Origin of the sequence: Variovorax restrictus, from assembly GCF_051216715.1 — a bacterium.
In the GTDB taxonomy this organism is placed as follows: Bacteria; Pseudomonadota; Gammaproteobacteria; order Burkholderiales; family Burkholderiaceae_C; genus Variovorax.
Genome location: NZ_JBPJZH010000001.1, coordinates 1,285,355 through 1,309,841 on the forward strand (window position 1 = coordinate 1,285,355; position 24,487 = coordinate 1,309,841).

Here is a 24,487-nt window from a genome sequence, read left to right on the forward strand (position 1 = left end):
GCGGCGGGCACGTGATCAGAGCAGCGGCGTGTAAGGCGAATTGAACGGGTTCAGGCCCGGCGTCGCCGCGGCATTGCCCAGGATGCTCGACCCACCGCCGAACAGGTAGCGCAGGTAGATGCTGCCGGTCAGCTGCCGGTAGTTCTGCGCGTTGTTCAGGCCCAGCGCGCCGCCCAGGTAAAGCGACGGTGCCAGCTGGTATTCGACCGCGCCCGCGAAGTTGTAGGCGAGGCCCGTTTCGGTGCTGCCGGCATACAGGCCGTTGTAGCCCGGGCCCGTGAGGTTCAGGCCGCTGGCCAGTCCGGCCATCGTGTAGCTCGCGTTCTGCCGCACCGCGTCGGTCGGGAAGTAGGGCGAGTCGTCCTGGGTGAACGACTGCACGCCGAGCGACGCGTTGACGCGCCACGACAGCCGGTTGGCGCGCCCGCTCCAGTCCACCGGAAAGGCCACGCTCACGTAGCGCTGCGGGCTGAAGTAGCCGCCGTGGCCGAAGGTGAAGTAGCTCAGGTTCTTGTCGTAGTGCATCAACCCGATGTTCATGCCGGCAGTCAGGTTGGAGCCGGTGCCGCGCAGGATGTGCATGTACATGCCGCCGCCCACTTCAGCGCGGTTGTTGTCCGCCACGTTCAGGCCGGTGAGCACGCCGTAGGACCCGTAGCCATACAGGCCATAGGTGCCGTCGTCGCGCGTCACGTCCAGGCGAGCTCCGTTGGCGACCACGCCGCCCCATTTCTGGCCGGTCAGCGGGTCCTTGGTGCCCGCGAAGGACAGCAGGCTGTCGGTGATCGGGCGACGGGAGAGTTCGCCCTTGAGCGACAGGGTGTCGGTGACGGCGCCCCCGTAGCTCACGCTGCCGATCACGTTGGTCTCCTGAAAGCCCAGCGGCGTTGTGCCGACGCTGGCGTTCAGGTTCTTGCCTTCGTAACCGACCGCCAGGCCGACGCCGCTGGCGTTCTGCGAGCCCGGCGCGGTTGTGTTCAGCGCCGAGTCCGCGAGTCCGCCCAGGGGCCCCTCGCCGAAGCGGCTGCGCGTGGCGTAGTCGCCCGACAGCTTGCCGGCATCGAGCACGGTCGGCGTGGCGCTCACGACCATCTTGCCTTCGCCGACCGGCATGCGCGCCTGCACCGGCACCTGCAGATCGGTCAGGCGACTGAGGCCGCCCTCACCGGCGCGGTTGCGGTAGACGGTGCCCGCGGTGATCGTCGGGCTGCGGTCGACTTCCAGCGCCTGCAGTTCCGACTGCAGCGGGCTGACCGCTTGCGATGCGTTGCGCAGGCCGCCGCTCCATGGGCCGTCGCCTGACATGCCCGACGCGGCCGAGGCAGGAAATGGCTCGCTGTTGCTGCCCGGGACTGGCAGCGGGTAACCGCCGGCCAGCGTGCCGGGTGCGGCGGAAGGTTGCGCTGAGAAGGGCGTTGCAGCGAAAGCAGGAGGGGCCGCTGCGGGGGGGCTGCGGTTCGTCGAGGCCGTGTTGCGTCGCGCCCCTGTGCTGCCGGCGACCTGCGCCGGTGCACGCGCCGACGTGTCGGCCCACGGCTGGCCCGCGGTGCCGGCGGGCGCGTTGACGTTGCCGTAGGTGGCGGGTGCCGGCTGCATTGCGACCGGGTAGGCGGCCTGGGCCGGGAACGACATCGGCTGTGACACCGGCATCGACACCGGCTGCATCGCCGCCCCCCCCAGCACCATTGCCGCCGAGGGCGCACCGCCGGTCATGCCGGCGAAGGGGTTGGCCGCCGGTGCCGGTGCGGCGCCGGGCACCGGCGTGCGGGCCTGGCCGCTGGCGAGCCGGTTCTCGGCCGCGACGGCGGCGCGCAGGTATTGCTCGGCGCGGCCGTTGTCGCCGGCGTTGCGGTACACGCGGCCGGCCGCGGCCAGGGTGCGCGACTGGTCGGGCGCCTGCTTCAGCGCGGCCAGCACGTAGGCCTCGGCGTCGCCGTGTTCCTTCAGCGCGCTGGCGCTGGCGGCGGCGGCCAGCAGCGTGTCGAGGTCCATCGGGCTGCGCTGCAGGATGCGCTGGTACAGCGCGAGCGCCTGGCGTTCGTCGCGCGCCGCGGAATAGAGCCGCGCCAGCGCGGCCATCACGGCGGGGTCGTTGGCCCGCTCGGCCAGCACCGGGGCCAGCGCGTTGTAGGCGGCTTCGAGGTTGCCCATCTCGCGCAGCGCGTCGGCCTGTCGCAGGCTCCAGGCGGTGCGCAGGTTGTCGAAGTCGCTGCGCTGCGCGGCGGTCATTTGCGTGGCTTGCAACTGGCGCAGCACGGCCGTGAGTTCCACGTCCTGCTTGGTCTTCATCAGGATCGACGCGTACAGCAGCCGGTCGCCGATGCTCGGGTTGGGGCCGCGCGAGAGCAGCTGCCGGCTCATCGCCAGCGCGCGCGGCGCGTCGCCGATCTCGGCATAGGCGGTGGCCAGATCGCCCCACATCTCGGACGGCATGTCGCGGCCCAGCGTGGCCTCGGTCTGCTGCAGCACGTTGCGCGCGACCGCCGGCTGGCCCTGCTTGGCGAGCGCGATCGCCTGCTGCGTCTGGCCCTGCGCCCACAGCTTGCGCTGCAGCTGCGTCATGTCGCGCGTGCGGGCCGCGGCAGGCACTTTCTCCAGGTACTGCAGCCCGGCCACCGGGTCGCCGGCATCGGAGGCCAGCAGCGCGCTCGCGTACAGCGCGTCGGGCATGTCGGGCTGCGACATCAACAGGCCGTCCATCACGCCGCGCGCCTGCGGCATCAGGCCCTGGCGGCGGTAGATGTTGGCCAGGTCGAGCCGCAGCCATGGGCTGTCGGGGTTGGCGAGCATCGCGTCTTCCAGCGTGCGCTGGGCGCCCGCGGTGTCACCGCGCTCGTTCTGCTGGCGCGCCACGGCGCGGACCTGCTCGACACGTACGTTCTGCAGTCCGCCGATTTGCGCGGCCTGCTCGGGTGTGAGCTTCTGCGACAGCGCCAAGGCCTCTTCGGCACGGCCTTGGCGCGTGTAGACGTTGATGAGCCCGCGCAGCGCCTGCGCGTCGTTCGGCTTGGCGTCCAGCACGCGTTTGTAGCCTTGCTCGGCGGCCGGCAGTTCGCCCTGGGCTGCGCGCAGGTCGGCCAGCGCGATCTGACCGACCGGCTCGCGCGCATCGAGCCGCACTGCGCGCTCCAGCAGCGCCTGCGCAGCGGGCAGGTCGTTGCGGTCGCGCGCCGTGTTGGCCTGGCCGACCAGGTTCCAGTAGGTGGCGCTCTGCAGGGCCGAGGCCCACTTGCGCGCGCCCGTGCGGCTGGCCTGTTCGAGGTAGTCCTGCGCCTGGGCGAAGCGCTCCTGGCGCAGCCGGATCAGGCCCATGCCGCCGAGCGCTTCCGAGTCGCCGGGCTGCACGCGCAGCGCCTGCTGGAAGCGCGCCTCGGCGGTGGTGGTGTCGCCGCGGTCGAGCGCGCGGTAGCCCTCGCCGAGGGGCTGTGCAGCGGGCGACACGGGCGTGGACGGCGTGGCGGAAGTCTCGGGCTTGGTCAGGCTCTCGAGCCGGGCGGTGACGGCCGGGTCGCTCTGGCCGTCGAGGTAGGCCTCGTACAGCGGCGCGTCGGGCGCGCGTGCGTCGAGCCAGATCAGCGCCTGGCGCCAGCTCGCGCGCGCGGCGGTGCCCACGCCGGGCCGCTTGGCCAGATCGGCCAGCGTGCGGATGCCGTCGCGCCGCGAGGGCTCGCGGTAGGTCTGCAACTGCGCCAGGGCCAGCTTGTAATTCAGGTTGTCGGGCTTGTCCTTGACGAGCTGCTCGAGCCCGCGCCGGCCGTCGTCCCAGCCCTGCGGCGTGCCGCCGAGCAGCTGGTAGTACTCGACTGCCAGTGGCTCCGGCGGCGGGCGGTTGTCGAAGATCGCGCGGTAGAGCTGGATGGCCTCGGTAGCGCGGCCGGCCTGCGCTGCGGCGCGTGCGCGTTGCAGGTCGGTCTGCGGGCCGCCGGCCTGCTGCGCGCCCTGCTGGAAGCGTGCGAGGCGGGCGTCGGTCGGGTGCGCGGTGCGCAGGCGGCCGATCCATTCGCGGGCGGCGTCGGGCTTGCTGCGGGCCAGCTCGACCTGCGACATGCCGTAGAGCGCGTCGGCCGAGTTCGGGTCAACGCGCAGCAGCTTGCGCCAGCTCTCCTCGGCGAGGTCGGCGCGGCCCATGCCCTGCCAGTAATTGCCTTGCTCGATGAGTGCGGCGCTGGCGTCGTTCTGCGCCCACAGCGGACCGCTGGCGCACAGTGCGCCCACGACGCCCAGGCAGGCGATCCACTGGCCGGCCGTGGGCCGCCGCGCGCCGGGCGGGCGCGGCGAAGGCGTTGCGCCGCGCATCAGGCGGTCCGGGTGGATGGGCATGCGGGTCTCCATTGGGGTTGCAGCGCGCCGGTCTTCGTGAAGGCGTAGCGGCCGTCGAGCCAGCCTTGGGCGAAGAGCAGGAGCATGCGCTCGTAATAGGGCAGCGGCCTCGGGCCGGCCGGGGCGGTGCCGCCGAGGTCGACCGGGATGCGCGCGAGTTGGGCCGTGAGGGCGGCGGTGGCGTCTTGCGCCTTCAGGTAGGGCAGCAGTGCACCGCTGAAACCCGCCGGGCCGGTGCCGCGCGTGGTGCCGGTGCTGGTGTCGACGTATTCAGGGGGCGGCAGCGATTTCTCGACCACGCGGCGCGGGCCGTACAGCGACTTCAGCAACGCGGCGCGCGCCGGCTCCTGCGGGCTGAGCATGCCGGCCCACAGGTACACGCGGATGGCGTCGTAGCTGCCGGTCGCGCCCTTGTCGGGGTCGACCACGAAGGCCTTCTGCTCGGTCGACCAGCCGCACCAGTCGGGCACGAAACCCTGTGGCACCGTCGCGCCGACCATGCGCACGGTGTTGGTCGCGATCTCGTTCCATGGTCCCGTCGGCTCTTCCTGCTGAAAGCGCCGCAGCAGCTGCAGCGGCAGGTAGCTCGCGTTGAGCCGCCAGACTGGCCCTTTGCCCACGGACTTCGGCCAGGGCAGGAGCATGCGGCCGAGTCCGGGCAGCACGATGACTTCTTCGCGCACCACCATCGCGAGCAGGGCGCGGCCCAGCGTGCGGTAGCGCGGCTCGTCCCACAGGCGGGCGGCCTCGAGCAGGGCATAGGCGATCCACAGTTCGGCGTCGGAGGCCGGGTTGGGGTCGAGCACGCCCCAGCCGCCCTCGGTCTTGCGGCCCCACTGCCAGGCCGGCAGGCGCTGCGCCAGGCTGCCGCCGCTCAGGTTGTGTTCGGTCCAGGCCAGCACACGTTCGAAGTTGCGGCGGTCGTCGTGGACCAGCGCGAAGAACATCGCGTACGACTGTCCCTCCGACGTCGAGTGTTGCTGCGGCGTGTCGAAGTCGATCACGCGGCCGTCGGGCTGGATGTGGCGGGCGGCGAAGCTGGTCCAGTCACCCATCGGCATGCAGCCGCCCAGCGAGGTCTGCGCCTGCGCGGGCAGGCTTGCGAGCATGGGTCCGAGCAGGGTGGCGGCGAGCGCGTCGCGTCGTCGGATCGTCATGGTCGCAGTCGCTTTCGGGCGCGCGCCTGCAGGCTCGCGTAGGCCGCGGCCGCGCCGAGCAGGGCCACCAGCAGCGCGCCGCCGGCCAGCAGCAGCGGGCTGCGCGAGAGGTTCCATTGCAGCCACGCCCAGGGCGGCAGGCGGCCCACGTAGTAGCTGTCGCCGGCCAGCAGGCTGTTGACCTGCGTGCCGCGCACGATGGCGGTGCTGCCCTGGATGCGCTGCAGCAGATCGGGCGTCATCAGCGCGTTCAGCAGCGAGGGCTGCGACGCCGCGTTGGTGACCACCGCGACCACGCTGCGCCCGGCGCGCAGCGGCGACTCGAAGCCCGCCAGCACGGCGTCACTGCCGTCTTCGGCCACCGTCATCTGCACCGTGGTCGGCAAGTCTTCGCGCTGGCGCGTGCCGGTGATGAGGTGCAGGTTGTCGTCGATCCACCCGCCCAGGCTGAAGGTCTGCGAGGCCGACGTGCCCTTGCGCTGCAGCGGCATGCGCGCGGCCCATTCGGTGAAGAGCGGCTGGTTCTGCAGGCTGCCGATGACCAGCAGGTCGCGGTCGGCGTGCTGCGCGACGTTGGCCGCGCGGGTGACGGCCACGCGCAGGGCCGGGTAGCCGGTGGCGTTGCCCAGTTGACCCAGCAGGGCGAGGTAGGTTTCGGCGTCGGCCGCGCCGGGCTGGTCGGGCAGCACCACCGCCGTCTCGGCCAGGTCGGCCAGCCGCGAGAAGGGGAAGCCGCTGTTGGCATAAGCGGCCAGCTCGGGCATGGCGATGTAGTGCGGGAACTTCGAGATGTCGAGCGTCGACGTCGGGTCGATGGCGCCGCGCACGTTGTCCAGCAGGGTCTGGCAGTCGCCGGCCGCGGGCTGGAAGTAGTAGTGCATGCGCAGCTGGCTGCGCGAGCCCAGCGCCAGCGGCGGCAGCAGCATTTCGCGGCGCTGGGCGATCACGCCGTCGGGCAGCAGCTTGGTCGCCAGCGGGTTCCACCAGCGGTCGCCGCCCGGGTTGGCGGTGCGCAGCGGCAGCGAGCCGATGAAGGTGTCGTCGACGCTCACGTTGAGCGTGGACTGGTCGTTGCGCACGCGGGGCGTGTAGCGGTAGTGCAGGTCGAGCGGCACGCCGCCCGAGCGCCAGGTGAACAGGTCCGGCGGCATCTGCAGGTTGACCTTGACCACGTCGGGCGAATAGCCGCGCACGTTGAGGTCGGCCGCCTGCGTCAGCTCGCCGAACTGCACCGGGCGGTCGCTCGCGATCCAGCGCGGCGCGTCGTACGGTTTGCGCGCGGGAATCTCCTGCAGGCTCGGGACGGTGACGCTGGCGCCGGTGAAGGTGCGCGCGTTCAGCGTGAGCGCGGTGGCGGCGGTGCGCAGTTCGCCGGGGTTGCGGCCCATCACGAGCAGCAGCTTGCGCGTGGCGTCCTGCGGGTGGTCGATGACCGTGACGGTCGGCCCGGCGATGGCCGGCAGCGTGAGGCCGGGGATGGCCGTCTCGGGCGTGGCGAACACCACGGCGTTGGCCGCGGGCAGGGCGTCGTTCGCCACCGGGAAGGTCGCGCCACGGTAGCCCGCGAGCGCGCCGAACCACGACGACACGATGCCGGCCACTTCGAGCGTGGTCGACGACGGCGTGCCGCCGAAGACGAAGGGGATGCTCGCGCGGCGCACGTCGCGCCGGTCGAAGAAGGGCTGCGGCAGCACGGCCAGGTCGCTCGCGGTCTTCAGCGGCACGACGTTCAGCCGCAGCGTGCTCGACGCGTCGACCTTGGCCCACAGGCTGCTGTGCTGCGGGTCTTCGCATTCGCGCGTGTAGTGGCCGACCAGCTCGACGTTGATGCGGTTGAAGTCGGTGACCAGACGGCGGTCGATCGGGATGTCGGCGGTCTGCAGCTTGCCGCCGCCTTCGCGCGGCAGCGCGATGGTCGACACCAGCACGTCGTTCACGCTCACCTTGAGGTGCGACAGCTCGGGGATCAGTGCCGGCGAGTAGGCGTAGTTCAGGCGCAGGCCGGCACCGGTGACCAGTTCGTCCGCGCGCACGCTGAACGGGATGCCGACCGTGCCGTTCACACCGCGCAGCTGGATGGCGTAGTTGAGCCCGAGCTGGGTCAGCGTGAACTCGCGGGCGGTGCCGGCGGGCGTGCTGGCCACTGCGGGCGCAGCCGTGGGCGCGACAGCCGCAGGGGCCTGCGCGGCGGCCGGGTCGGCGGCACCGCCGGCCCATGCCAGCAGGGCGACGAGCACCGCCGTGGCGCGCATCAGATGCGGTGGCATCGAGGACGAACGGGCGAAAGCGGCCGACATCATCAGGTGGGTTCCTTGGCGCCGACGGCGGCCTTCGGCGAGCGGGAAGGGGTCGGGCGCAGCTTGCGCAGACCGGCACGGTAGTAGTGGGCGAACATGTCCTTGAAGCCGATGGCGCTGATGCGCGCGATGTGGCCGATCACGCGGTGCACGGCGGCACGCGGGTGGTTGCCCCAGCGCGCGGCCCAGATGTCGGCGCGGGCGGTCGTGCATTGCACCAGCGCGCGCTCCTGCTCGAAGCTCAGCGGCGCGAAGGCCAGGCCCAGGCGCTTGCCGCGGCTGAAGCGCACGGTCGCGGGGAAGCGGAACTCGGTCTCGCCGCGGTAGAGCGCGACCTCGAGCGGGGCGTCTTGCACCAGCGACAGGTCGGCCGGCAGGTCGAGCCCGAGCCCGCCGGTCGAGAAATCGGAGGTCACGCCCTGCAGCGCCTGGCCGTCGGGCAGGTACAGCGTGGCCGGAATTTGCAGCGTGATGCGGTGCGCGTTGCGCAGCTGCCGCGTCTCGTTGGCGGCGGCCACGCAGGCACCCAGGATCACCAGGTTGTAGAAGGTCCAGGCCAGGTTGAGCCAGACCGTGGCGATGTTCTCGTCGTCGACCCAGGTCAGGCGCCACAGGCCGGCGGCCACGCCCAGGAAGTTGAGCGCCAGCAAGAACAGGCTCGCCTTGGCGATCGAGGTGTCGAAATACTCTTCCTGGATCAGGCCGCCCTTGGCCGTCACGTTGAAGCTGCCGAGCTTGGGGTTGATCAGCGCCACCAGCGTCGGCCGGAAGATGTACCAGGCCAGCACCGCCTCGTACACCTCGTTCCAGAACAGGTAGCGAAAGCGCCCCTGGATGCGGCTGTTGGTAAGGTTGGCGTGGAAGATGTGCGGCAGCGCGTAGGCGAAGATCATCGAGGCCGACGCGTGGATCACGCTGGCGCCGAAGAACAGGTAGGCCAGCGGCGCCGTCAGGTAGATGAGCCGCGGGAGGCCGTACAGAAAGTGCAGCATCGCGTTGACGTAGCACAGCCGCTGCGCCCACTGCAGCCCGCGGCCGAACAGCGGGTTGTCGATGCGGAAGATCTGCGCCATGCCGCGCGCCCAGCGGATGCGCTGGCCGACGTGGCCCGAGAGGCTCTCGGTCGCCAGGCCCGCCGCCTGCGGCAGCGCGAGGTAGGCGGTGTTGTAGCCCAGGCGGTGCATCTTGAGCGCGGTGTGCGCGTCTTCGGTCACCGTCTCGACCGCGATGCCGCCGACCTCTTCGCAGATCGTGCGGCGCAGCACCGCGCAGGAGCCGCAGAAGAAAGTTGCGTTCCAGAGGTCGTTGCCGTCCTGGATCAACCCGTAGAACAATTCGCCCTCGTTGGGCACCGTGCCGAAGGTGCCGAGGTTCTTCTCGAAGGGGTCGGCCGAGAAGAAGTAGTGCGGCGTCTGCACCATGCCCAGCTTCGGGTCCTTGCCGAACCAGCCCATCGCGATCTGCAGGAAGGAACGCGTGGGAATGTGGTCGCAGTCGAAGATCGCGATGAACTCGCCGGTGGTGTGCTTGAGCGCGGCGTTGATGTTGCCGGCCTTGGCATGGCGGTTGTTGTCGCGGGTGACGTGGCTCACGCCCACCGCCTCGCAGAACACGCGAAACTCCTCGCGACGGCCGTCGTCGAGCACGAAGATCTTCAGCTTGTCGCGCGGCCAGTCGATCGACTGCGCGGCCAGCACCGTGGCGCGCACCACCGACAGCGGCTCGTTGTAGGTCGGGATGAACAGGTCGACCGTGGGCCACTGCTCGACATCGTCGGGCATCGCGACCGGCTTGCGCTCCAGCGGCCAGGCGGTCTGGATGTAGCCCAGCAGCAGCACCACGAAGGCGTACACCTCGGCGACCAGCAGGCCGGCGCCCAGGACCAGGTCGAGCGGGTTGTCCATGACCATCGTCTCGGTCACGCGCCAGTACATGTAGCGCGACGACGCGATCACCGACAGGAAGATCATCGCCAGCGTCGCGAAGCGCCCACCGAAACGGTTGATCACCAGCGCGGCGATGAAGATGGCCACCGCCAGCGCGAGCTGCTGGTTCATCGTCAGCGGCGCGATGACCACCGCGACCAAGAGGACCGCCGTCAACGCCCAGGCGATGGCGCGCAGCCAGGGAAGACGACCGAGCAACGGGGTGCCGGGCGACACGGGGTCGGGGGAGGTCATGGATGCACCTGTGCAAAAGGAAGAGCCGGCACCAGGGCCGGAGTCGCCGGCATCAGCCCGGCTTGCGCCAGTGCGCCATCAGGCCCCGGGCCGCAGGTGCCGGTGCGGGGGCACAGGCATCCAGGCGCGCGAACAGCCGATCGAGTTCGCGTGGTGCCAGCGGCGTCGCGGAGACCTCGTTGGCCGCGACCGGCAGCGCCTCGACGGCGGGCGCGACGACGCGAGGCAGCACGGGGATCGATGACGGGGCCGGTGTCGCGCGGTGCAGCGCGGACGGCGGTGCTGGCGGCTCGGCAGGCTCGGCAGGCGCCGAAGGGCGGGTGTCGGCGGGAATCGCCGAGGGGGCGAATTCCTTGTAGGCCGCCGCGTCACCGCCGAACTTGCGGAACAGCCCGGTAACGTCTTCCTGCTGCGCGTTGGCGTCCTTCATGCGGCGAACTTTCCGAGTGCCAGGCGGACCTGGGTGGCCGCGGGTTCGCCGTCATCGCCCGCCACGGCCTGCACGCGCAGCCCGGCCGGGCTGCCCTGCGCCCGGAACCAGGCCTGGTAGGCGCCTTCAAGAAAGCCGCTGGTCCAACCCACGGCTTCGGTGCCGAACGCCATGGCGAGCGGGCTGCAGTCATGCGTGATCGCCAGCGTTTCGGCCCCTTCTTCCAGTCGGCCGAAGCCCCAGCCAATGGCCTCCCATCGGGCATTGACCGCGTCTTCCAACTCGGCCAGTGTGCTGCAGCGCGCGAGCGGAAACTGCGCCGCGACGCGCTCGCCGATCCGGGCGAACAGCCGGCGGTTCTCGTCGGGCGGCAGGCCGGCACCCAGTTCGGCGGCCAGGGCGCGATTGAACGCAAGCCATTGCGCCGAGCAGGCCGTGCGTTCGTAGTAGGCGAGGGCGGAAGGTGAGCAGTTCATGAATGTGAACACATTGTCACAGTGTCAGTGGGCGCTGACAACAAATGGTGTGGAAGGGGGGTGCGCCGGCGTTTGTTCCAGGCAACGGCGGCGCGGTGGCGCCGTCTGCGCGTCGGCTTCCGGGGTCTCACGGTGCTTGCAAGCTGGCAAGCCGACGCGCTCCTGTCCGGCAGCACGCGACGGTCTTCTACGGAACGCTGCGAGCGCCAACTTGGAGATTCATCACCATGCAAGAACCCCGCCCGACATTCGACGTCATCGACACAAGCGCCATTCAGGTGCGCATCGACATCACGCAGCCCCAGGCGGTCGACTACTGGCTCGGTACCTTGGGCGTGGACGAGCACCATCTGCGCACCGCAGTGGCTGAAGTGGGTACTTCCGCTCAGGACGTGCGGTGCTATTTGGGCATCCCCTGACGTCGTGCGAAACGTGAATCCGTGATTCACAGATGTAAACTAAAGTGTGAGGTTTTTCCTTGCGGCCGAAGCCACAATTAAACACAATTGATTACATGGCACACGGCAACTCCTTCTCCAGCTCCTTGCGGACCCCCGACCTGCGCATGACGCGTTTGAGCGTCGAGGATCTCGACCACATTGCCGTCGGTCTGCGACGTCAGTGTGTCCGAGGCGACCTGAATGCGGGGCTGGTGGCGGACGCCCTCGAATCGGTGGTTCGGCGGCGCCATGCAGCCCAGATGGGGCGCCGCCACGCGCACGCGAACAACTTCATGTCGTCCGCCTGGCAGCGGGTCACGGCCTGGGCCAGCCTGCGCTAGGCCGCCTTGCGCATCGGCAGAGAAGAAGAGAAAGAGAACGGCCCTGAAGCGAGTCGTCTCCGCATCGGCAGCAGCCGATGGTGCCCGGGGCCGGAATCGAACCGGCACGCCTTGCGGCGGGGGATTTTGAGTCCCCTGCGTCTACCAATTTCACCACCCGGGCACGGGAAGAGTGCAGCCCAAAATTATGGCACAGTGCTCGGCATGAAGTACCCGACCCTCGAAGACGCGATCGGCAAGACGCCGCTTGTCGCCCTGCAGCGCATCGAAGCCACCGAGAACGCACAGCGCGGCAACGTGATCCTCGGCAAACTCGAAGGCAACAACCCGGCGGGATCCGTGAAAGACCGGCCGGCGCTGTCGATGATCCGGCGCGCAGAAGAGCGCGGTGAGATCAAGCCCGGCGACACGCTGATCGAAGCCACCTCGGGCAACACCGGCATCGCGCTGGCGATGGCCGCGGCCATCAAGGGCTACCGCATGGTGCTGATCATGCCGGAGGACCTGTCCATCGAGCGTGCCCAGACCATGAAGGCCTTCGGCGCCGAACTCCTGCTCACGCCCAAGAGCGGCGGCATGGAATACGCACGTGACCTGGCCGATCAGATGGTGGCGCAGGGCAAGGGCCGGGTGCTCGACCAGTTCGCCAACCCCGACAACCCGCGCATCCACTACGAGACGACCGGGCCCGAGATCTGGGCCGACACGCAGGGCAAGGTCACGCACTTCGTGAGCGCCATGGGCACCACAGGCACCATCACCGGCGTGTCGCGCTTCCTGAAGGAAAAGAACCCGGCGATCCAGATCGTCGGCGCGCAGCCGGAAGAGGGTTCGCGCATTCCAGGCATCCGCAAGTGGCCGCAGGAATACCTCCCGAAGATCTACGACCCGCGCCGGGTCGACCAGGTGGTGAACGTCAGCCAGGACGACGCCGAGGAGATGGCGCGGCGTCTGGCGCGCGAGGAAGGCATCTTCGGCGGCATCTCGGCGGCCGGGGCGCTGTGGGCGGCGCTGCAGATCGCCAAGACGGTCGAGAACGCGACCATCGTCTTCGTGGTGTGCGACCGCGGCGACCGCTACCTGTCGACCGGCGTGTTCCCTGCCTGATCGCTCGGGATCGACCGTGTTCCAGCCCACCTTCTGCCCGGCCTGCGCGACGACCCTCGCGCACATCGAACTCGTCGAAGACAGCGGCCCCACGACGCGGCTGCGTTGCCCCGCCTGCGACTGGACCCACTGGAACAACCCGACGCCGGTGCTGGCGGCCATCGTCGAGTACCGCGGACAGGTGCTGCTGGCGCGCAACGCGGCGTGGCAGCACAAGATGTACGCGCTCATCACCGGCTTCATGGAAGCCGGCGAAACGCCGCAGGGTGGCATCACGCGCGAGGTGAAGGAAGAGACGAACCTCGATGTGAGCGAAGTGAACCTCGTGGGCGTCTACGACTTCCAGCGCATGAACCAGGTCATCATCGCGTACCACGTGGTGGCCGATGGGGAGGTGGTGCTGTCCCCCGAATTGGTCGACTACCGGCTCTACGACCTGTCGGCGCTGAAATGCTGGCCTGCAGGCACCGGCTACGCGCTGGCGGACTGGCTGCGCGGCCGCGGCTTCGAACCCGAATTCGTCGAGTGGCCACGACCGGCGCCTTCGACCTCTTGAACGCCTATTTCGCTGATTCCAGGAACGCCATGCACATCCACCAAGAACTCGACACGCGCGGGCTCAACTGCCCGTTGCCGATCCTGAAGGCCAAGCGCTCGCTCAACGACATGCAGAGCGGCGAGCTGCTGCGCGTGGTGTCGACGGACGCCGGGTCGCTTCGCGACTTCCAGGCCTTTGCGCGCCAGACCGGCAACGATCTGGTCGAGCAGCAGACGGTCGGGGCCGACTACATCCACGTCCTGCGGCGCAGATGAGCATCGGCGCGGCCGATGGCTGAGGCTCGAGCATGCGCATGATCTTGCAGGGCGGGTTCGTGCTTCTGGGCATCGCCGCCGCCGCCGCGTTGATCCGATGGGACAACGACGTGCCCGAGGCAGCGACCGCCCGGGTCGTCTCGCCCCGGGCGATCCCGCTGGCGGTCATGGGCGACTCGAACAGCCATTCCTACCAGGACCGTCTGAACTTCTCGGCCGAGTCGGGCGAGCGCGGCGGCATTCACCAGGCGCGCAGCTTCAACTGGGTCGAGGTGCTGGCGCGGCTGCGTGGCGAGGAGATCGATGTCGGCCCCTGGGTCACATGGGGGCGTACGAGCCCCCTCGTGGATGTGCTCGACCTGCTGCATCTGCCGGTCGGCCGTGCGCCGCGCAAGGACGACTATCTCTACAACTTCGCCTTCTCGGCCATGGGTTGCAAGGCGTTGATGGAGGGCGAGAACCGCCAGGCGCCGCGCCTGGTCGCGCTGATGGACCGCGAGCCCGAGCGCTGGCGCCGCGGCGTGGTGGTGATCCGCACGGGGCTGGGCGAATGGTCTCAGTCCATGGACTTGCAGGCGCAGAACCCGATGGCGTCGGCGCTGCAACCGGTGATCGATGGCTGCGTGAAATACATCGGCGAAGCGATCCGCCTCATCCATGCCTCGCACCCCGACACACGCGTCGTGGTGGTGGGTGTGGTGAACGAAGCGTCCGATCCGCTGTACTTCGACCGTTGGAACAGCGGCCTCGAGTTCGGCAACATCGAGAAGGCGTTGGGCCGCTTGAACGCTGCGTTGCAGCAGACCGCTGAATCGCAGCCCAACACCGTCTTCTTCGACGATCAGGCGTGGGTGCTAGCGCGCTGGGGCTCACGCGATGCCGAGGGCCGACCCGTCTACAAGACGGTGACGATCGGCGGCGCGCTGCAGGTGACGAACACCACAGGCAATGCGCCAAGCAACGCCCTGCTGGACGACCACCACGCCGGTCTGGCCTACAACGCCCTGTGGGCGCAGTCGATGGTGTCGAGCCTCAACGCCAGTTTCGGCCTGTCGATCACGCCCATCAGCGACGCGGAACTGGCCGGCTTCGTGCTGCCGCTGGCGCGTGCCTCTTTCGAGGCCGAACTCAGAGCGCCAGGGTCTTGAGGTATTCGCGGAACTGGCCGCCCACTTCGGGGTGCGCCAGCGCGAGTTCGACGGTGGCCTGCAGGAAGCCTTCCTTGCTGCCGCAGTCGTAGCGGGTGCCCTTGTACGCGTAGGCGTAGACGGCTTCCTTCTTCATCAGCGCGGCGATGCCGTCGGTCAGCTGGATTTCGCCGCCGGCGCCCTTGGGCTGGTTGCGGATCTCGGCGAACACGCCGGGCGTCAGCACGTAGCGGCCGGCCACGCCCAGGCGCGACGGCGCCGATTCGGGCGACGGCTTCTCGACCATCTTGTTGACCTTGATCAGACCCTCGTCGATGGTGTCGCCGGCCACGATGCCGTAACGCTTGACCTGGTCGAGCGGCACTTCCTGCACGGCCAGCAGCGAGCGGCCCAGTTGCGCGAAGGCGGCGGTCATCTGGGCCATCACCGGCTGACCGTCGGTCGGGCCGACCATCAGGTCGTCCGCCAGCAGCACGGCGAAAGGCTCGTTGCCCACCAGGTGCTCGGCGCAGAGCACCGCGTGGCCCAGGCCCAGCATGCGGGGCTGGCGCACATACGAGACCGTCATGTCGTCCGGCATCACCGAGCGCGCGATGTTGAGTAGCGCCGTCTTGCCGCTGGCTTCGAGCTGGCTTTCGAGCTCGTAGGCGGTGTCGTAGTGGTCTTCGATGGCGCGCTTGTTGCGGCCGGTGACAAAGATCATGTCGCGGATGCCGGCGGCATAGGCTTCCTCGACGGCGTACTGGATCAGCGGCTTGTCCACCACCGGCAGCATTTCCTTGGGCTGGGCCTTGGTCGCCGGCAGGAAGCGGGTGCCGAAACCGGCCACGGGGAAAACGGCTTTGCGGATGCGCGTGGTATTGGACATGGATGAAGCAGAAAGTGAATACGGAATGGTACGTTGATCCCGAGGCCGGGTCGTGTCAGCCGAGGCGCACAAGCTGATCTGCCAAACGCGCCGCCAGCGCGGTGAAATCGGCCAGCCGCTGACGCTCCTGCGTGATCACCGCCGGCGGCGCCTTCGCGACGAAGGCCTCGTTGCCGAGCTTGCCGTTAACCTTTGTTATCTCACCTTCAATTCTCGCAATCTCCTTGCCGATCCGGACTTTTTCCGCGGCCTTGTCGATTTCCATGTGCAGGCAGAGCCGGGCGGCGCCGACCACCGCCACGGGTGCCGCTTCGGCGGCGGCCGCCCACGCCGCCTCGTCGTCGAACACGCGCACTTCCTTGAGTTTGGCTAGGGCCTGCAGCACCGATGCCGCTTCGCGCAAAAAGGCGCTGTCGGCGGCATCGTCCGCCACGGCAAAGAGCGGTAGCCGCGTCGCGGGCGACACGTTCATCTCGCCGCGCAGCGTGCGGCAGGCGTCGACCAGGGCCTTCAAGCGCGCCACGTGGGCCTCAGCGGCCTCGTCGATCTTCTCTGGCTGGCTCAACGGGTAGGCGGCCACCATGATCGATGCGCCCTGACGTCCGGCTACGGGCGCCACCTTCTGCCAAAGTTCTTCGGTGATGAACGGGATCACCGGGTGCGCCAAGCGCAGCAGCGTCTCCAGCGTGCGGATCAGCGTGCGCCGGGTGGCGCGCTGCTGCGCGTCGGTGCCGGTCTGGATCTGCACCTTGGCGATTTCCAGGTACCAGTCACAGAACTCGTCCCACGCGAACTGGTAGATCGAGGTGGCCACGTTGTCCAGCCGGTAGTCCTCGAAGCCCTTGGCGACCTCGGCCTCGACACGCTGCAGGCGCGAGGCGATCCAGCGATCGGCCTGGCTGAACTGCAGGTAGCCGTGGGCCGGGCCCGCAGGAATGAGAAGGCCGCTCGCACTGTCTGTGCGAGCGGGTGCGCAATCGGCCTTGGTGTGCTCCATCAGCCCGCAGTCCTGGCCTTCGCAGTTCATCAGCACGAAGCGCGTGGCGTTCCAGAGCTTGTTGCAGAAGTTGCGGTAGCCCTCGCAGCGCTTCGCATCGAAGTTGATGCTGCGGCCGAGCGAGGCGAGCGACGCGAAGGTGAAACGCAGTGCATCGGCGCCGAAGGCCGGGATGCCGTCGGGGAATTCCTTTTCCGTCTGCTTGCGCACCTTCGGTGCCGTCTCGGGCTTGCGCAGGCCCTGCGTGCGCTTGTCGAGCAGTTCGGGCAGCGCGATGCCGTCGATCAGGTCGACCGGGTCGAGCACGTTGCCTTCGGACTTGCTCATCTTCTTGCCCTGCGCGTCGCGCACCAGGCCGTGGATGTAGACGTCCTTGAACGGCACCTTGCCGGTGAAGTGCTTGGTCATCATGATCATCCGGGCCACCCAGAAGAAGATGATGTCGTAGCCGGTGACGAGCACGTTCGATGGCAGGTAGCGTGCCAGGTCGTCGGTCTTCTCAGGCCAGCCGAGGGACGAGAAGGGCACCAGTGCCGCCGAGTACCAGGTGTCGAGCACGTCCTCGTCGCGCCGCAGCTTCTTGCCCGGCGCCTTGGCCTGTGCCTCGGCCTCGTCGTGCGCGACGTAGGCGTTGCCTTCTTCGTCGTACCACGCCGGAATCTGGTGGCCCCACCAGAGCTGGCGCGAGATGGTCCAGTCCTGGATGTTCTCCATCCAGTGGTTGTAGGTGTTGACCCAGTTCTCGGGCACGAAGCGCACTTCGCCCGACTTCACCACGTCGATCGCCTTCTGCGCGATCGACGTGCCGTCGGCGCCGGCCTTGGTCATGGCGACGTACCACTGGTCGGTCAGCATCGGCTCGACCACGGCACCGCTGCGGGCGCAGCGCGGCACCATCAGCTTGTGCTTCTTCACCTCGACCAGCAGGCCCAGCGCCTCGAGGTCGGCGACGATCGCCTTGCGCGCCACGAAGCGGTCCATGCCGCGGTACTTCTCGGGGGCGTTGTCGTTGATGGTCGCGTCGAGCGTCAGCACGCCGATCATCGGCAGCTGGTGGCGCTGGCCGACGGCGTAGTCGTTGTAGTCATGGGCGGGCGTGACCTTCACGACGCCGGTGCCGAAAGCTTTGTCGACGTAGTCGTCCGCGATGATCGGGATGAGCTTGTCGACCAGCGGCAGCTTCACGTTCTTGCCGATGAGGTGTTGGTAGCGCTCGTCTTCCGGGTGGACCATCACCGCCGTGTCGCCCAGCATGGTCTCGGGCCGCGTGGTGGCCACCACCAGCGTGCCGCTGCCGTCTTCCAGCGGGTAGGCGATGTGCCAGAGCGAGCCGTCTTCCTCCTCGCTCTCGACTTCCAGGTCGCTCACCGAGGTCTTGAGCACCGGGTCCCAGTTGCCCAGGCGCTTGCCGCGGTAGATGAGGCCTTCGTCGTAGAGCTTCACGAAGGTGTCGGTGACCACAGCCGAGAGGTCCTCGTCCATGGTGAAGTACTCGCGGCTCCAGTCGACCGTGTCGCCCATGCGGCGCATCTGGCCGGTGATGGTGTTGCCCGACTTCTCCTTCCACTCCCACACCTTGGCGACGAAGTTCTTGCGCGCCTCGGCGGGCGTGGGGCCCATGTCGTGGCGGCTGATCTTCTGTTCCTGCAGCTGGCGCTCCACCACGATCTGCGTGGCGATGCCCGCATGGTCGGTGCCCGGCAGCCACAGCGTGTTGTCGCCCTTCATGCGGTGGTAGCGCGTGAGGCTGTCCATGATCGTCTGGTTGAACGCATGCCCCATGTGCAGCGTGCCTGTCACGTTCGGCGGCGGCAGCTGGATGGCGAACGAATCGGCATCGTCCTGGGGCAACTGCGTGCCGCGGAAACCGGCCTTGGCGTAGCCACGCTGTTCCCACTCCGGCCCCCAGTGCGCCTCGATGGCGGCGGGTTCGAAGGATTTGGACAGGCTCTCGAGGCCGGGCTGGGATGGCTGGAGTGGCTGGGAGGTGGGTTCGCTCATGGCGTGCTTCGGAAGGGCGAACGGCACCTCGCGGGTGTCGCTGCGGACAGGATGGGAAGCCTTCAATTTTAGCCGGCCCACCCAGGGCCATGGCCGGTGCCTTCACGAGCCACACCCATAATTGCAGCCATGCTCTTCCTGCTCTCGCCCGCCAAGTCGCTCGACTACGACAGCCCGCTGCCCGACGACCTGCCCGCCACCCAGCCCGTGTTCGAAGGCGCCAAGGGTCCGGCCGCCGAACTGATCGCGCTGATGCGCGAGAAGTCGCCGCAGCAGATCGCCGAACTGATGCACCTGTCGGACAAGCTGTCGACGCTCAATTTCACCCGCTATGCCGCCTGGTCGCCCAAGGGCACCGCGAAGAACGCGCGCCAGGCCGCGCTGGCCTTCGACGGCGACGTGTACGGCGGCCTCGACGCGAGGACGCTGACCGGCAAGCAGCTCGAATGGGCGCAGGACCACCTCTGCATCCTCAGCGGCCTGTACGGTGTGCTGCGCCCGCTCGACCGGCTGCAGCCCTACCGCCTGGAGATGGGCACGGCACTGGCCAACCCGCACGGCAAGGACCTCTACGCCTTCTGGGGCACGCGCATCGCCGACCATCTCAACCAGCGCCTGGCGGCCGACCGCACGCCGGTGGTGATCAATCTGGCCTCGCAGGAATATTTCAAGGCGGTCGATCAACACGTGCTCAAGGCACGCGTGGTGGAGTGCGTCTTCCAGGAATGGAAGGGCGGCCAGTACAAGATCGTCAGCTTCTATGCCAAGCGCGCCCGCGGCCTGATGGCCCGTTGGGCCGTGCTGCACAAGGCGGCCACGCCGAAGTCGCTGGAGAAGTTCGACCTGGAAGGCTACGGCTTCGATGCAGCGGCGTCGCTGCCGGAAAGGCTGGTGTTCCGCAGGAGAACGGCATGACGCAGTCGGTGACCCCTGAGCTGCGCAGCTGGCTCGTTTCGCAGCTCGCCGCGGGCCACTCGGTGGCCGCGCTGCGCCAGTCGATGCGCGCGGCCGGCTGGCAGGACGCGGCGACCGAGGCGGCGCTCTCGGAGATTGAGCGGGGCGCCGGTCCGCTCGCGTCGCCCCTGTCCGGCGCTGCGCCCCTCGCAGCCCGTTCGATGCCCGGCCCCGACCTCGACGGCGCACCGCTGTACCTCGATGCCGGCGACCGCCGGGTGCATGTGCTGCACACCGTCGCGCTTCCCCGCGTCGTGGTGTTCGGCGACCTGCTGGCCGACGACGAATGCGAGGCGCTGGTCGCCGCGGCCAGTCAGCGCCTGGCCCGGTCGCTGACCGTCGAGACGCAGACCGGCGGCGAGACCCTCAACGTCGATCGCACCAGCGACGGCATGTTCTTCGAGCGCGGCGAGAACGAGGTCGTCGCCCGTATCGAGCAGCGCATCGCGCACCTGCTGCGCTGGCCGCTGGCCTTCGGGGAAGGCCTGCAGGTGCTGCGCTATACGCCCGGGGCGCAGTACCGCCCGCACTACGACTACTTCGACCCCGCCGAGCCGGGCACGCCGACCATCCTGCGGCGCGGCGGTCAGCGCGTGGGCACGCTGGTGATGTACCTGCAGGAACCCGAGCGCGGCGGCGCCACGGTCTTCCCGGACATCGGCCTGGAGGTCGCACCCAAGCGCGGCACCGCCGTCTTCTTCAGCTACGAGCGGCCCGACCCTGACACGCGCACGCTGCATGGCGGCGCACCGGTGCTGGCTGGCGAGAAATGGGTGGCGACCAAATGGCTGCGCGAGCGCGAGTTCGCATGAGGCCGGGCCGATGAAAATCCGGGCCAACGGCATCGACATCGAAATCGAGGACACCGGGGGCACAGGCCGGCCGGTGGTGCTGCTGATCATGGGCCTCAACATGCAGCTCATCGCCTGGCCGGACAACTTCGTGAAGGGTTTGGTCGGTGCCGGCTTTCGCGTGGTGCGCTTCGACAACCGCGACGCCGGCCTGAGCACGCAATTCGACGAGGCCGGCACGCGCAACCTGGTGTGGCAGGGGCTGCGCTACCGCTTCGGGCTGCCGGTGCAGTCGGCCTACGGGTTGCAGGACATGGCGAACGACACGATCGGCGTGCTCGATGCGCTGGGCATCCGCCGTGCGCACGTCCTCGGCGCCTCGATGGGTGGCATGGTCGCGCAGCGCGTGGCGGCCACCGTGCCGGAGCGCGTCACCAGCCTCGTGAGCCTGATGAGTTCCAGTGGCGCGCGTGGCCTGCCCGGCCCGCGCAGCGACGTGGTCGCGCTGATGATGCGCCGCCCCGTGAAGCGGGACGAAGCCTCGCTGGTGGCGCACAGCATGCGTCTGGTGCGGTTGATCGCCGGCCCGTTCTATCCGCCGGACGAGGCGGCGCTGCGCGAGCGGCTCACCCACGCCATGCGCCGCGCCTACCGGCCCGAGGGGCTGATGCGCCAGATCGCCGCTGTCGCGGCCGACACGGACCGTCCGAAGCTGCTGGCGCGCATCACGAGCCCGACGCTGGTCGTCCATGGCGACGTCGATCCGCTGGTGCCCATCGCCTGCGGCCAGGACACGGTGCGCCGCATCCCCGGCGCGCAGTTCGTCGCCATTCCCGGCATGGGCCACGACCTGACGCCGCAGCTCAGCGATGTCCTGTTGCCGCACATGCTTCCTTTCCTGCGCGCGGCGGAAAGTTCGCGCAGCGCGTAGAACCGCACCCCATGAGTCTCGACAACACCCCCGAACAATCGCAACTCGGCCGCGCGTCCGCCTATGCCGACCAATACGACCCGACCCTGCTGTTCCCCATCGCCCGCGCCACGCAGCGCGCCGCCATGGGCATCGCGGAAGGCGCCTTGCCCTTCTTCGGTGCCGACCTCTGGACCGCGTTCGAGCTGAGCTGGCTCAACCCGCGCGGCAAGCCCCAGGTGGCGGTGGCGCACTTCACCGTGCCCTGCGAAACGCCCAACATCATCGAGAGCAAGTCGTTCAAGCTCTACCTCAACAGCTTCAACAGCAGCGTCTTCGCCGATGCCGACGCGGTGCGTGAGCGGCTGAAGACCGACCTGGCTGAAGCCGCGTGGCGCGGCAGCGAGCGCAGCGGCGGCATCGGCGTGAAGCTGCTGACGCCGCAAGCCTTCGAGCGCGAAGCGGTGCAGGAGCTCGACGGCCTCGACCTCGACCGTCTCGACATCGAATGCACGCATTACCAGCCGGCCCCGGAGCTGCTGCGCAGCGACGCGACGCTGCCGCCCGTCGAAGAGACCCTGTCCAGCCGCCTGCTCAAGAGCAACTGCCTCGTCACCGGCCAGCCCGACTGGGGCAGCGTGCAGGTGCGCTACAGCGGGCCGCCCATCGACCAGGCGGGGCTCCTGGCGTACATCGTGAGCTTTCGCAACCACAACGAATTCCACGAGCCTTGTGCCGAACGCATGTTCTGGGACATCTGGCGTCGTTGCCGCCCCACGCAGCTCAGCGTGTACGCACGCTACACGCGCCGGGGGGGGCTCGACATCAACCCGTTCCGTGCGAGCTGGCCCCAGGCGCTGCCGTCGAACACGCGTACCGCGCGACAGTAGGCTTGCGCCTACATCGCCGATCGCCCGGCGCCTCGATACTCGTTCCCTTTGGCCTGGGACTTCCGAACGTGAACGTGTTGATCGTCGATGACAACGAAGCAGCTGCCGACCTGCTGCAGGAACTGCTTTCGCTGCAGGACCACACGGCCCGCTGCACCTACTCGGGCATGCAGGCACTCGAAGCCTGCGCTAACGAAACCTTCGATGTCGCTTTGGTCGACATCACGCTGCCGGATCTGCCGGGCACCGAAGTGGCCCGCCGATTGCGTGCGGGCGCGAAGCCGCCGTTGCTGGTGGCCGTGACCGGTCTCTCGTCGCAGGATGCCGGCGCCTCGGAGAAGGGGTTGTTCGACCACCATCTTCAGAAGCCGATCGACTTCGACGCCCTGGACCGCATCCTCGAGCGGGCTGGCCACCGTTCCTCTGCTGCCTCATGAAAGCGTCGCCCGGCGCGCGCAGCTGGATTGCCGCTGGCGTGCGCCACGAGCTGCTCACGCGCGCATTGCCGGCGCTGCGCCACGACATGGCCGCGCCGGTCTCGGTGATGCGCATGGGCCTGCTGATGCTTCGGCGCCAGGTCGCCGCGCCCGCCATCGATGCGGCAGCCTGCGAGGAGCGGGTGGCGCTGATCGACCACCAGATCGGCGAACTGGTGAGCGCCGTGCGCTCGCTGCGCGACTGGGAACTCGCCACCGATGACGAAGGCATCACAAGGCGTGACCTGGTGATCCAGTGCGTCGGGCTGATGCGTGCAGCCTTCGATTTGAACGGGGTGCGCCTGCAGGTCGATGAATCCCTCACCGACGACGCCGACCCGGACGCGCCGAAGTGGCCGTCGGGTGCGTCGTTGCGCTATCTCATGCTCGGGGCTCTGGGCTACCTGCACGACACCCCGCCCGACGTGGGTGCCGTCAGTGTCGTTGCCGATGGCGATGGGGCCTTGCTGCTGAGCGTGGTCGCCGGTGCTTCGGACGCCGCCGACCCGTTGGCCGGTGCACACCGTGCGCCGCGCAAGCTCGCCATCGATGCCATCGCGCTGCAATCGCTGGCCGAGGACCTCGGCTACGTGCTCACCATCGAACACGACAGGGTGCGTTTGCCGCTCGTCCCGGGCTGAGTGCGCCGTGGCCGGCGCGCCGCAGTGGCGCCCATGGTCTTAGCCTCGCGCGATAGTCGCCGCCGGTGCGTTTTCAGGAATGCCAGCAAGCGTGCCTCGGCCGCATACAGGCGGCGCGCGCTCTTCGCCTGGCCGGCGATCTTCTCCCAGACCTCGGTCATCGTGCCCGCGTCCTGCGCCAGCGTGCTCCCCAGCGCGAGCACGGCCGGATGCACGTAGGCCTTCTTGCAGACCGCCGGGGTGTTGCCCAGTTGCTTCGCGACGGCGGCGATGATTTCCTTGGCGCTGTAGCGCATCGCCGGCGTGGCGTCGCCGCTCTCTTCGCTGTCCCTGGTATCCCGGCCGTCGCAGGCCAGCCGCGTCAGCTCGAGGGCCTGTACGGTCCCGTGCCAGGTGCGGAAATCCTTGGCCGTGAAGTTCTCGCCGGCGGCCTCGCGCAGGTAGTCGTTTACGTCGGTGGACGACAGTCGACGCGGCGTGCCGTCCGCGTCCTCGTATTGGAAGAGGTCCTGCCCGGGCAGTTGCTGACAGGCGCGCACGACCTTCGCCACGCGCGGGTCGTCGACCTCGGTCTCGTGCATCACGCCGCTCTTGCCGCGAAAGCGCAGCTTCAGCGACGCGCCGCGCACCGACGCGTGCTTGTTGCGCAGCGTGGTCAGGCCGTACGAGCCGTTGGTGCTCGCATACTCCTCATTCCCCACGCGCATGAAGGTCGTGTCGAGCAGGCGCACGAGCGTCGCCAGCACACGCTCGCGGCCGAGCGCTTCGCGGGCTCCGCCATCGCCGAGGTCACGTACCACGCGGGCCCGGATGCGCGGCAGCGCGCTGCCGAAGGCCTCGAGCCGCTCGAACTTGCTTTCGTCCTTGAGCAGCCGCCAGTCCGGGTGGTAGCGGTACTGCTTGCGGCCCCGCGCGTCGATGCCCGTTGCCTGCAGGTGGCCGTTAGGCAGCGCGCAGATCCACACATCGGTGTAGGCCGGCGGAATGGCCAGGCTGCGAATGCGCGCGATCTCGTCGGGGTCGCGCACCCAGGCGCCTGTCGCGTCCTTGTAGCGGAACTGCTCGCCTTGGCGAAAGCGCCGCAAGCCCGGCATGTCGGGGTTGACGTAGACCAGGCCGTTGGCGAGGCGGGCGGGACGCGGGGCGGTGGTTCTTGGCATGGGACGTGCTGGTGTGAAGCTCGCGTCGACAATGCAGCGATGGCCGACAGCCCGCTGTAGGACGCCGCTAGCTCACCAAGTGCGCGCCGT

At 69.0% G+C, this 24,487-nt stretch carries 21 protein-coding genes and 1 tRNA gene; 12 read left to right on the forward strand and 10 right to left on the reverse strand.

The genetic code is table 11. The annotated features are described in order from the left end of the window. Positions 1-15 precede the first annotated feature (15 nt). Genes ACSFA0_RS06045 through bcsD form a run of 6 tightly spaced genes read right to left on the reverse strand, consistent with a single transcriptional unit; the run spans position 16 to position 10,860 of the window. Positions 16-4,320: a cellulose biosynthesis protein BcsC gene (locus tag ACSFA0_RS06045; protein ID WP_435449310.1), complete on the reverse strand. Its 4,305-nt coding sequence runs from the start codon at positions 4,318-4,320 to the stop codon at positions 16-18. Beyond that, a complete protein-coding gene (bcsZ, locus tag ACSFA0_RS06050; protein ID WP_435449311.1) occupies positions 4,296-5,477 on the reverse strand; it encodes a cellulose synthase complex periplasmic endoglucanase BcsZ in 1,182 nt (393 codons plus the stop codon). The genes ACSFA0_RS06045 and bcsZ overlap by 25 nt, the downstream gene beginning before the upstream one ends. Next, positions 5,474-7,777 carry a cellulose biosynthesis cyclic di-GMP-binding regulatory protein BcsB gene (gene bcsB / locus ACSFA0_RS06055; protein ID WP_435449312.1) on the reverse strand — a complete coding sequence of 768 codons (2,304 nt, stop codon included), beginning with the start codon at positions 7,775-7,777 and terminating at the stop codon, positions 5,474-5,476. The genes bcsZ and bcsB overlap by 4 nt, the downstream gene beginning before the upstream one ends. Further along, positions 7,777-9,954, reverse strand: a complete 2,178-nt coding sequence (bcsA, locus tag ACSFA0_RS06060) for a UDP-forming cellulose synthase catalytic subunit (RefSeq protein WP_435449313.1) — start codon at positions 9,952-9,954, stop codon at positions 7,777-7,779. The genes bcsB and bcsA overlap by 1 nt, the downstream gene beginning before the upstream one ends. Positions 9,955-10,006: 52 nt before the next feature. Continuing rightward, complete coding sequence (locus tag ACSFA0_RS06065) at positions 10,007-10,384, reverse strand: hypothetical protein (RefSeq protein WP_435449314.1); 378 nt, start codon at positions 10,382-10,384, stop codon at positions 10,007-10,009. Continuing rightward, positions 10,381-10,860 carry a cellulose biosynthesis protein BcsD gene (bcsD, locus tag ACSFA0_RS06070; protein ID WP_435449315.1) on the reverse strand — a complete coding sequence of 160 codons (480 nt, stop codon included), beginning with the start codon at positions 10,858-10,860 and terminating at the stop codon, positions 10,381-10,383. The genes ACSFA0_RS06065 and bcsD overlap by 4 nt, the downstream gene beginning before the upstream one ends. Positions 10,861-11,087: 227 nt before the next feature. On the opposite strand from bcsD, the gene ACSFA0_RS06075 reads away from it, so the two are divergent. Beyond that, on the forward strand, positions 11,088-11,279 hold the full coding sequence (locus ACSFA0_RS06075) for a DUF3606 domain-containing protein (protein ID WP_435449316.1): 192 nt from the start codon (positions 11,088-11,090) through the stop codon (positions 11,277-11,279). Positions 11,280-11,374: 95 nt separating this feature from the next. Beyond that, positions 11,375-11,641 carry a hypothetical protein gene (locus ACSFA0_RS06080; protein ID WP_435449317.1) on the forward strand — a complete coding sequence of 89 codons (267 nt, stop codon included), beginning with the start codon at positions 11,375-11,377 and terminating at the stop codon, positions 11,639-11,641. A 78-nt stretch (positions 11,642-11,719) separates the two neighbouring features. Here ACSFA0_RS06080 and ACSFA0_RS06085 read toward each other — a convergent pair. After that, positions 11,720-11,804, reverse strand: a tRNA-Leu gene (locus ACSFA0_RS06085). A 41-nt stretch (positions 11,805-11,845) separates the two neighbouring features. Between ACSFA0_RS06085 and cysM the strand changes: the two genes are divergently transcribed. The 4 genes from cysM to ACSFA0_RS06105 are packed head-to-tail and all read left to right on the forward strand — an operon-like array spanning position 11,846 to position 14,709. Continuing rightward, positions 11,846-12,748, forward strand: a complete 903-nt coding sequence (gene cysM, locus ACSFA0_RS06090) for a cysteine synthase CysM (RefSeq protein ID WP_435449318.1) — start codon at positions 11,846-11,848, stop codon at positions 12,746-12,748. A gap of 16 nt (positions 12,749-12,764) precedes the next feature. Beyond that, entirely contained in the window at positions 12,765-13,304 is a 540-nt protein-coding gene (locus tag ACSFA0_RS06095; RefSeq protein WP_435449319.1) for an NUDIX domain-containing protein, read from the forward strand. 29 nt (positions 13,305-13,333) lie between these two features. Further along, positions 13,334-13,561, forward strand: coding sequence for a sulfurtransferase TusA family protein (locus ACSFA0_RS06100; RefSeq protein WP_435449320.1), 228 nt, complete (start codon positions 13,334-13,336; stop codon positions 13,559-13,561). Positions 13,562-13,593: 32 nt separating this feature from the next. Next, complete coding sequence (locus ACSFA0_RS06105; RefSeq protein WP_435449321.1) at positions 13,594-14,709, forward strand: SGNH/GDSL hydrolase family protein; 1,116 nt, start codon at positions 13,594-13,596, stop codon at positions 14,707-14,709. On the opposite strand, the gene galU is transcribed toward ACSFA0_RS06105, so the two are convergent. Together galU and ACSFA0_RS06115 are read right to left on the reverse strand one after the other, a co-directional pair. Continuing rightward, complete coding sequence (gene galU / locus ACSFA0_RS06110) at positions 14,690-15,577, reverse strand: UTP--glucose-1-phosphate uridylyltransferase GalU (protein ID WP_435449322.1); 888 nt, start codon at positions 15,575-15,577, stop codon at positions 14,690-14,692. The two genes, ACSFA0_RS06105 and galU, sit on opposite strands and share 20 nt — an antisense overlap. Positions 15,578-15,632: 55 nt before the next feature. Next, the gene (locus ACSFA0_RS06115; protein WP_435449323.1) at positions 15,633-18,575 is read right to left on the reverse strand and encodes a valine--tRNA ligase; all 2,943 of its coding nucleotides are present in this window, start codon (positions 18,573-18,575) and stop codon (positions 15,633-15,635) included. 129 nt (positions 18,576-18,704) lie between these two features. On the opposite strand from ACSFA0_RS06115, the gene yaaA reads away from it, so the two are divergent. The 6 genes from yaaA (at position 18,705) to ACSFA0_RS06145 (ending at position 23,237) form a co-directional block, all read left to right on the forward strand. Further along, on the forward strand, positions 18,705-19,490 hold the full coding sequence (gene yaaA / locus ACSFA0_RS06120) for a peroxide stress protein YaaA (protein ID WP_435449324.1): 786 nt from the start codon (positions 18,705-18,707) through the stop codon (positions 19,488-19,490). Further along, positions 19,487-20,341, forward strand: coding sequence for a 2OG-Fe(II) oxygenase (locus tag ACSFA0_RS06125; protein ID WP_435449325.1), 855 nt, complete (start codon positions 19,487-19,489; stop codon positions 20,339-20,341). The genes yaaA and ACSFA0_RS06125 overlap by 4 nt, the downstream gene beginning before the upstream one ends. A gap of 10 nt (positions 20,342-20,351) precedes the next feature. Then, complete coding sequence (locus ACSFA0_RS06130) at positions 20,352-21,251, forward strand: alpha/beta fold hydrolase (protein WP_435449326.1); 900 nt, start codon at positions 20,352-20,354, stop codon at positions 21,249-21,251. 11 nt (positions 21,252-21,262) lie between these two features. Next, positions 21,263-22,120, forward strand: a complete 858-nt coding sequence (gene queF, locus ACSFA0_RS06135; RefSeq protein ID WP_435449327.1) for an NADPH-dependent 7-cyano-7-deazaguanine reductase QueF — start codon at positions 21,263-21,265, stop codon at positions 22,118-22,120. Positions 22,121-22,194: 74 nt separating this feature from the next. After that, positions 22,195-22,557 (forward strand): response regulator, encoded by a 363-nt coding sequence (locus ACSFA0_RS06140; RefSeq protein ID WP_435449328.1) that lies wholly within the window; start codon positions 22,195-22,197, stop codon positions 22,555-22,557. After that, positions 22,554-23,237, forward strand: coding sequence for a hypothetical protein (locus tag ACSFA0_RS06145; RefSeq protein ID WP_435449329.1), 684 nt, complete (start codon positions 22,554-22,556; stop codon positions 23,235-23,237). The genes ACSFA0_RS06140 and ACSFA0_RS06145 overlap by 4 nt, the downstream gene beginning before the upstream one ends. On the opposite strand, the gene ACSFA0_RS06150 is transcribed toward ACSFA0_RS06145, so the two are convergent. After that, positions 23,183-24,397, reverse strand: coding sequence for a DNA topoisomerase IB (locus ACSFA0_RS06150; RefSeq protein WP_435449330.1), 1,215 nt, complete (start codon positions 24,395-24,397; stop codon positions 23,183-23,185). The two genes, ACSFA0_RS06145 and ACSFA0_RS06150, sit on opposite strands and share 55 nt — an antisense overlap. Between the last annotated feature and the right edge of the window lie 90 nt (positions 24,398-24,487).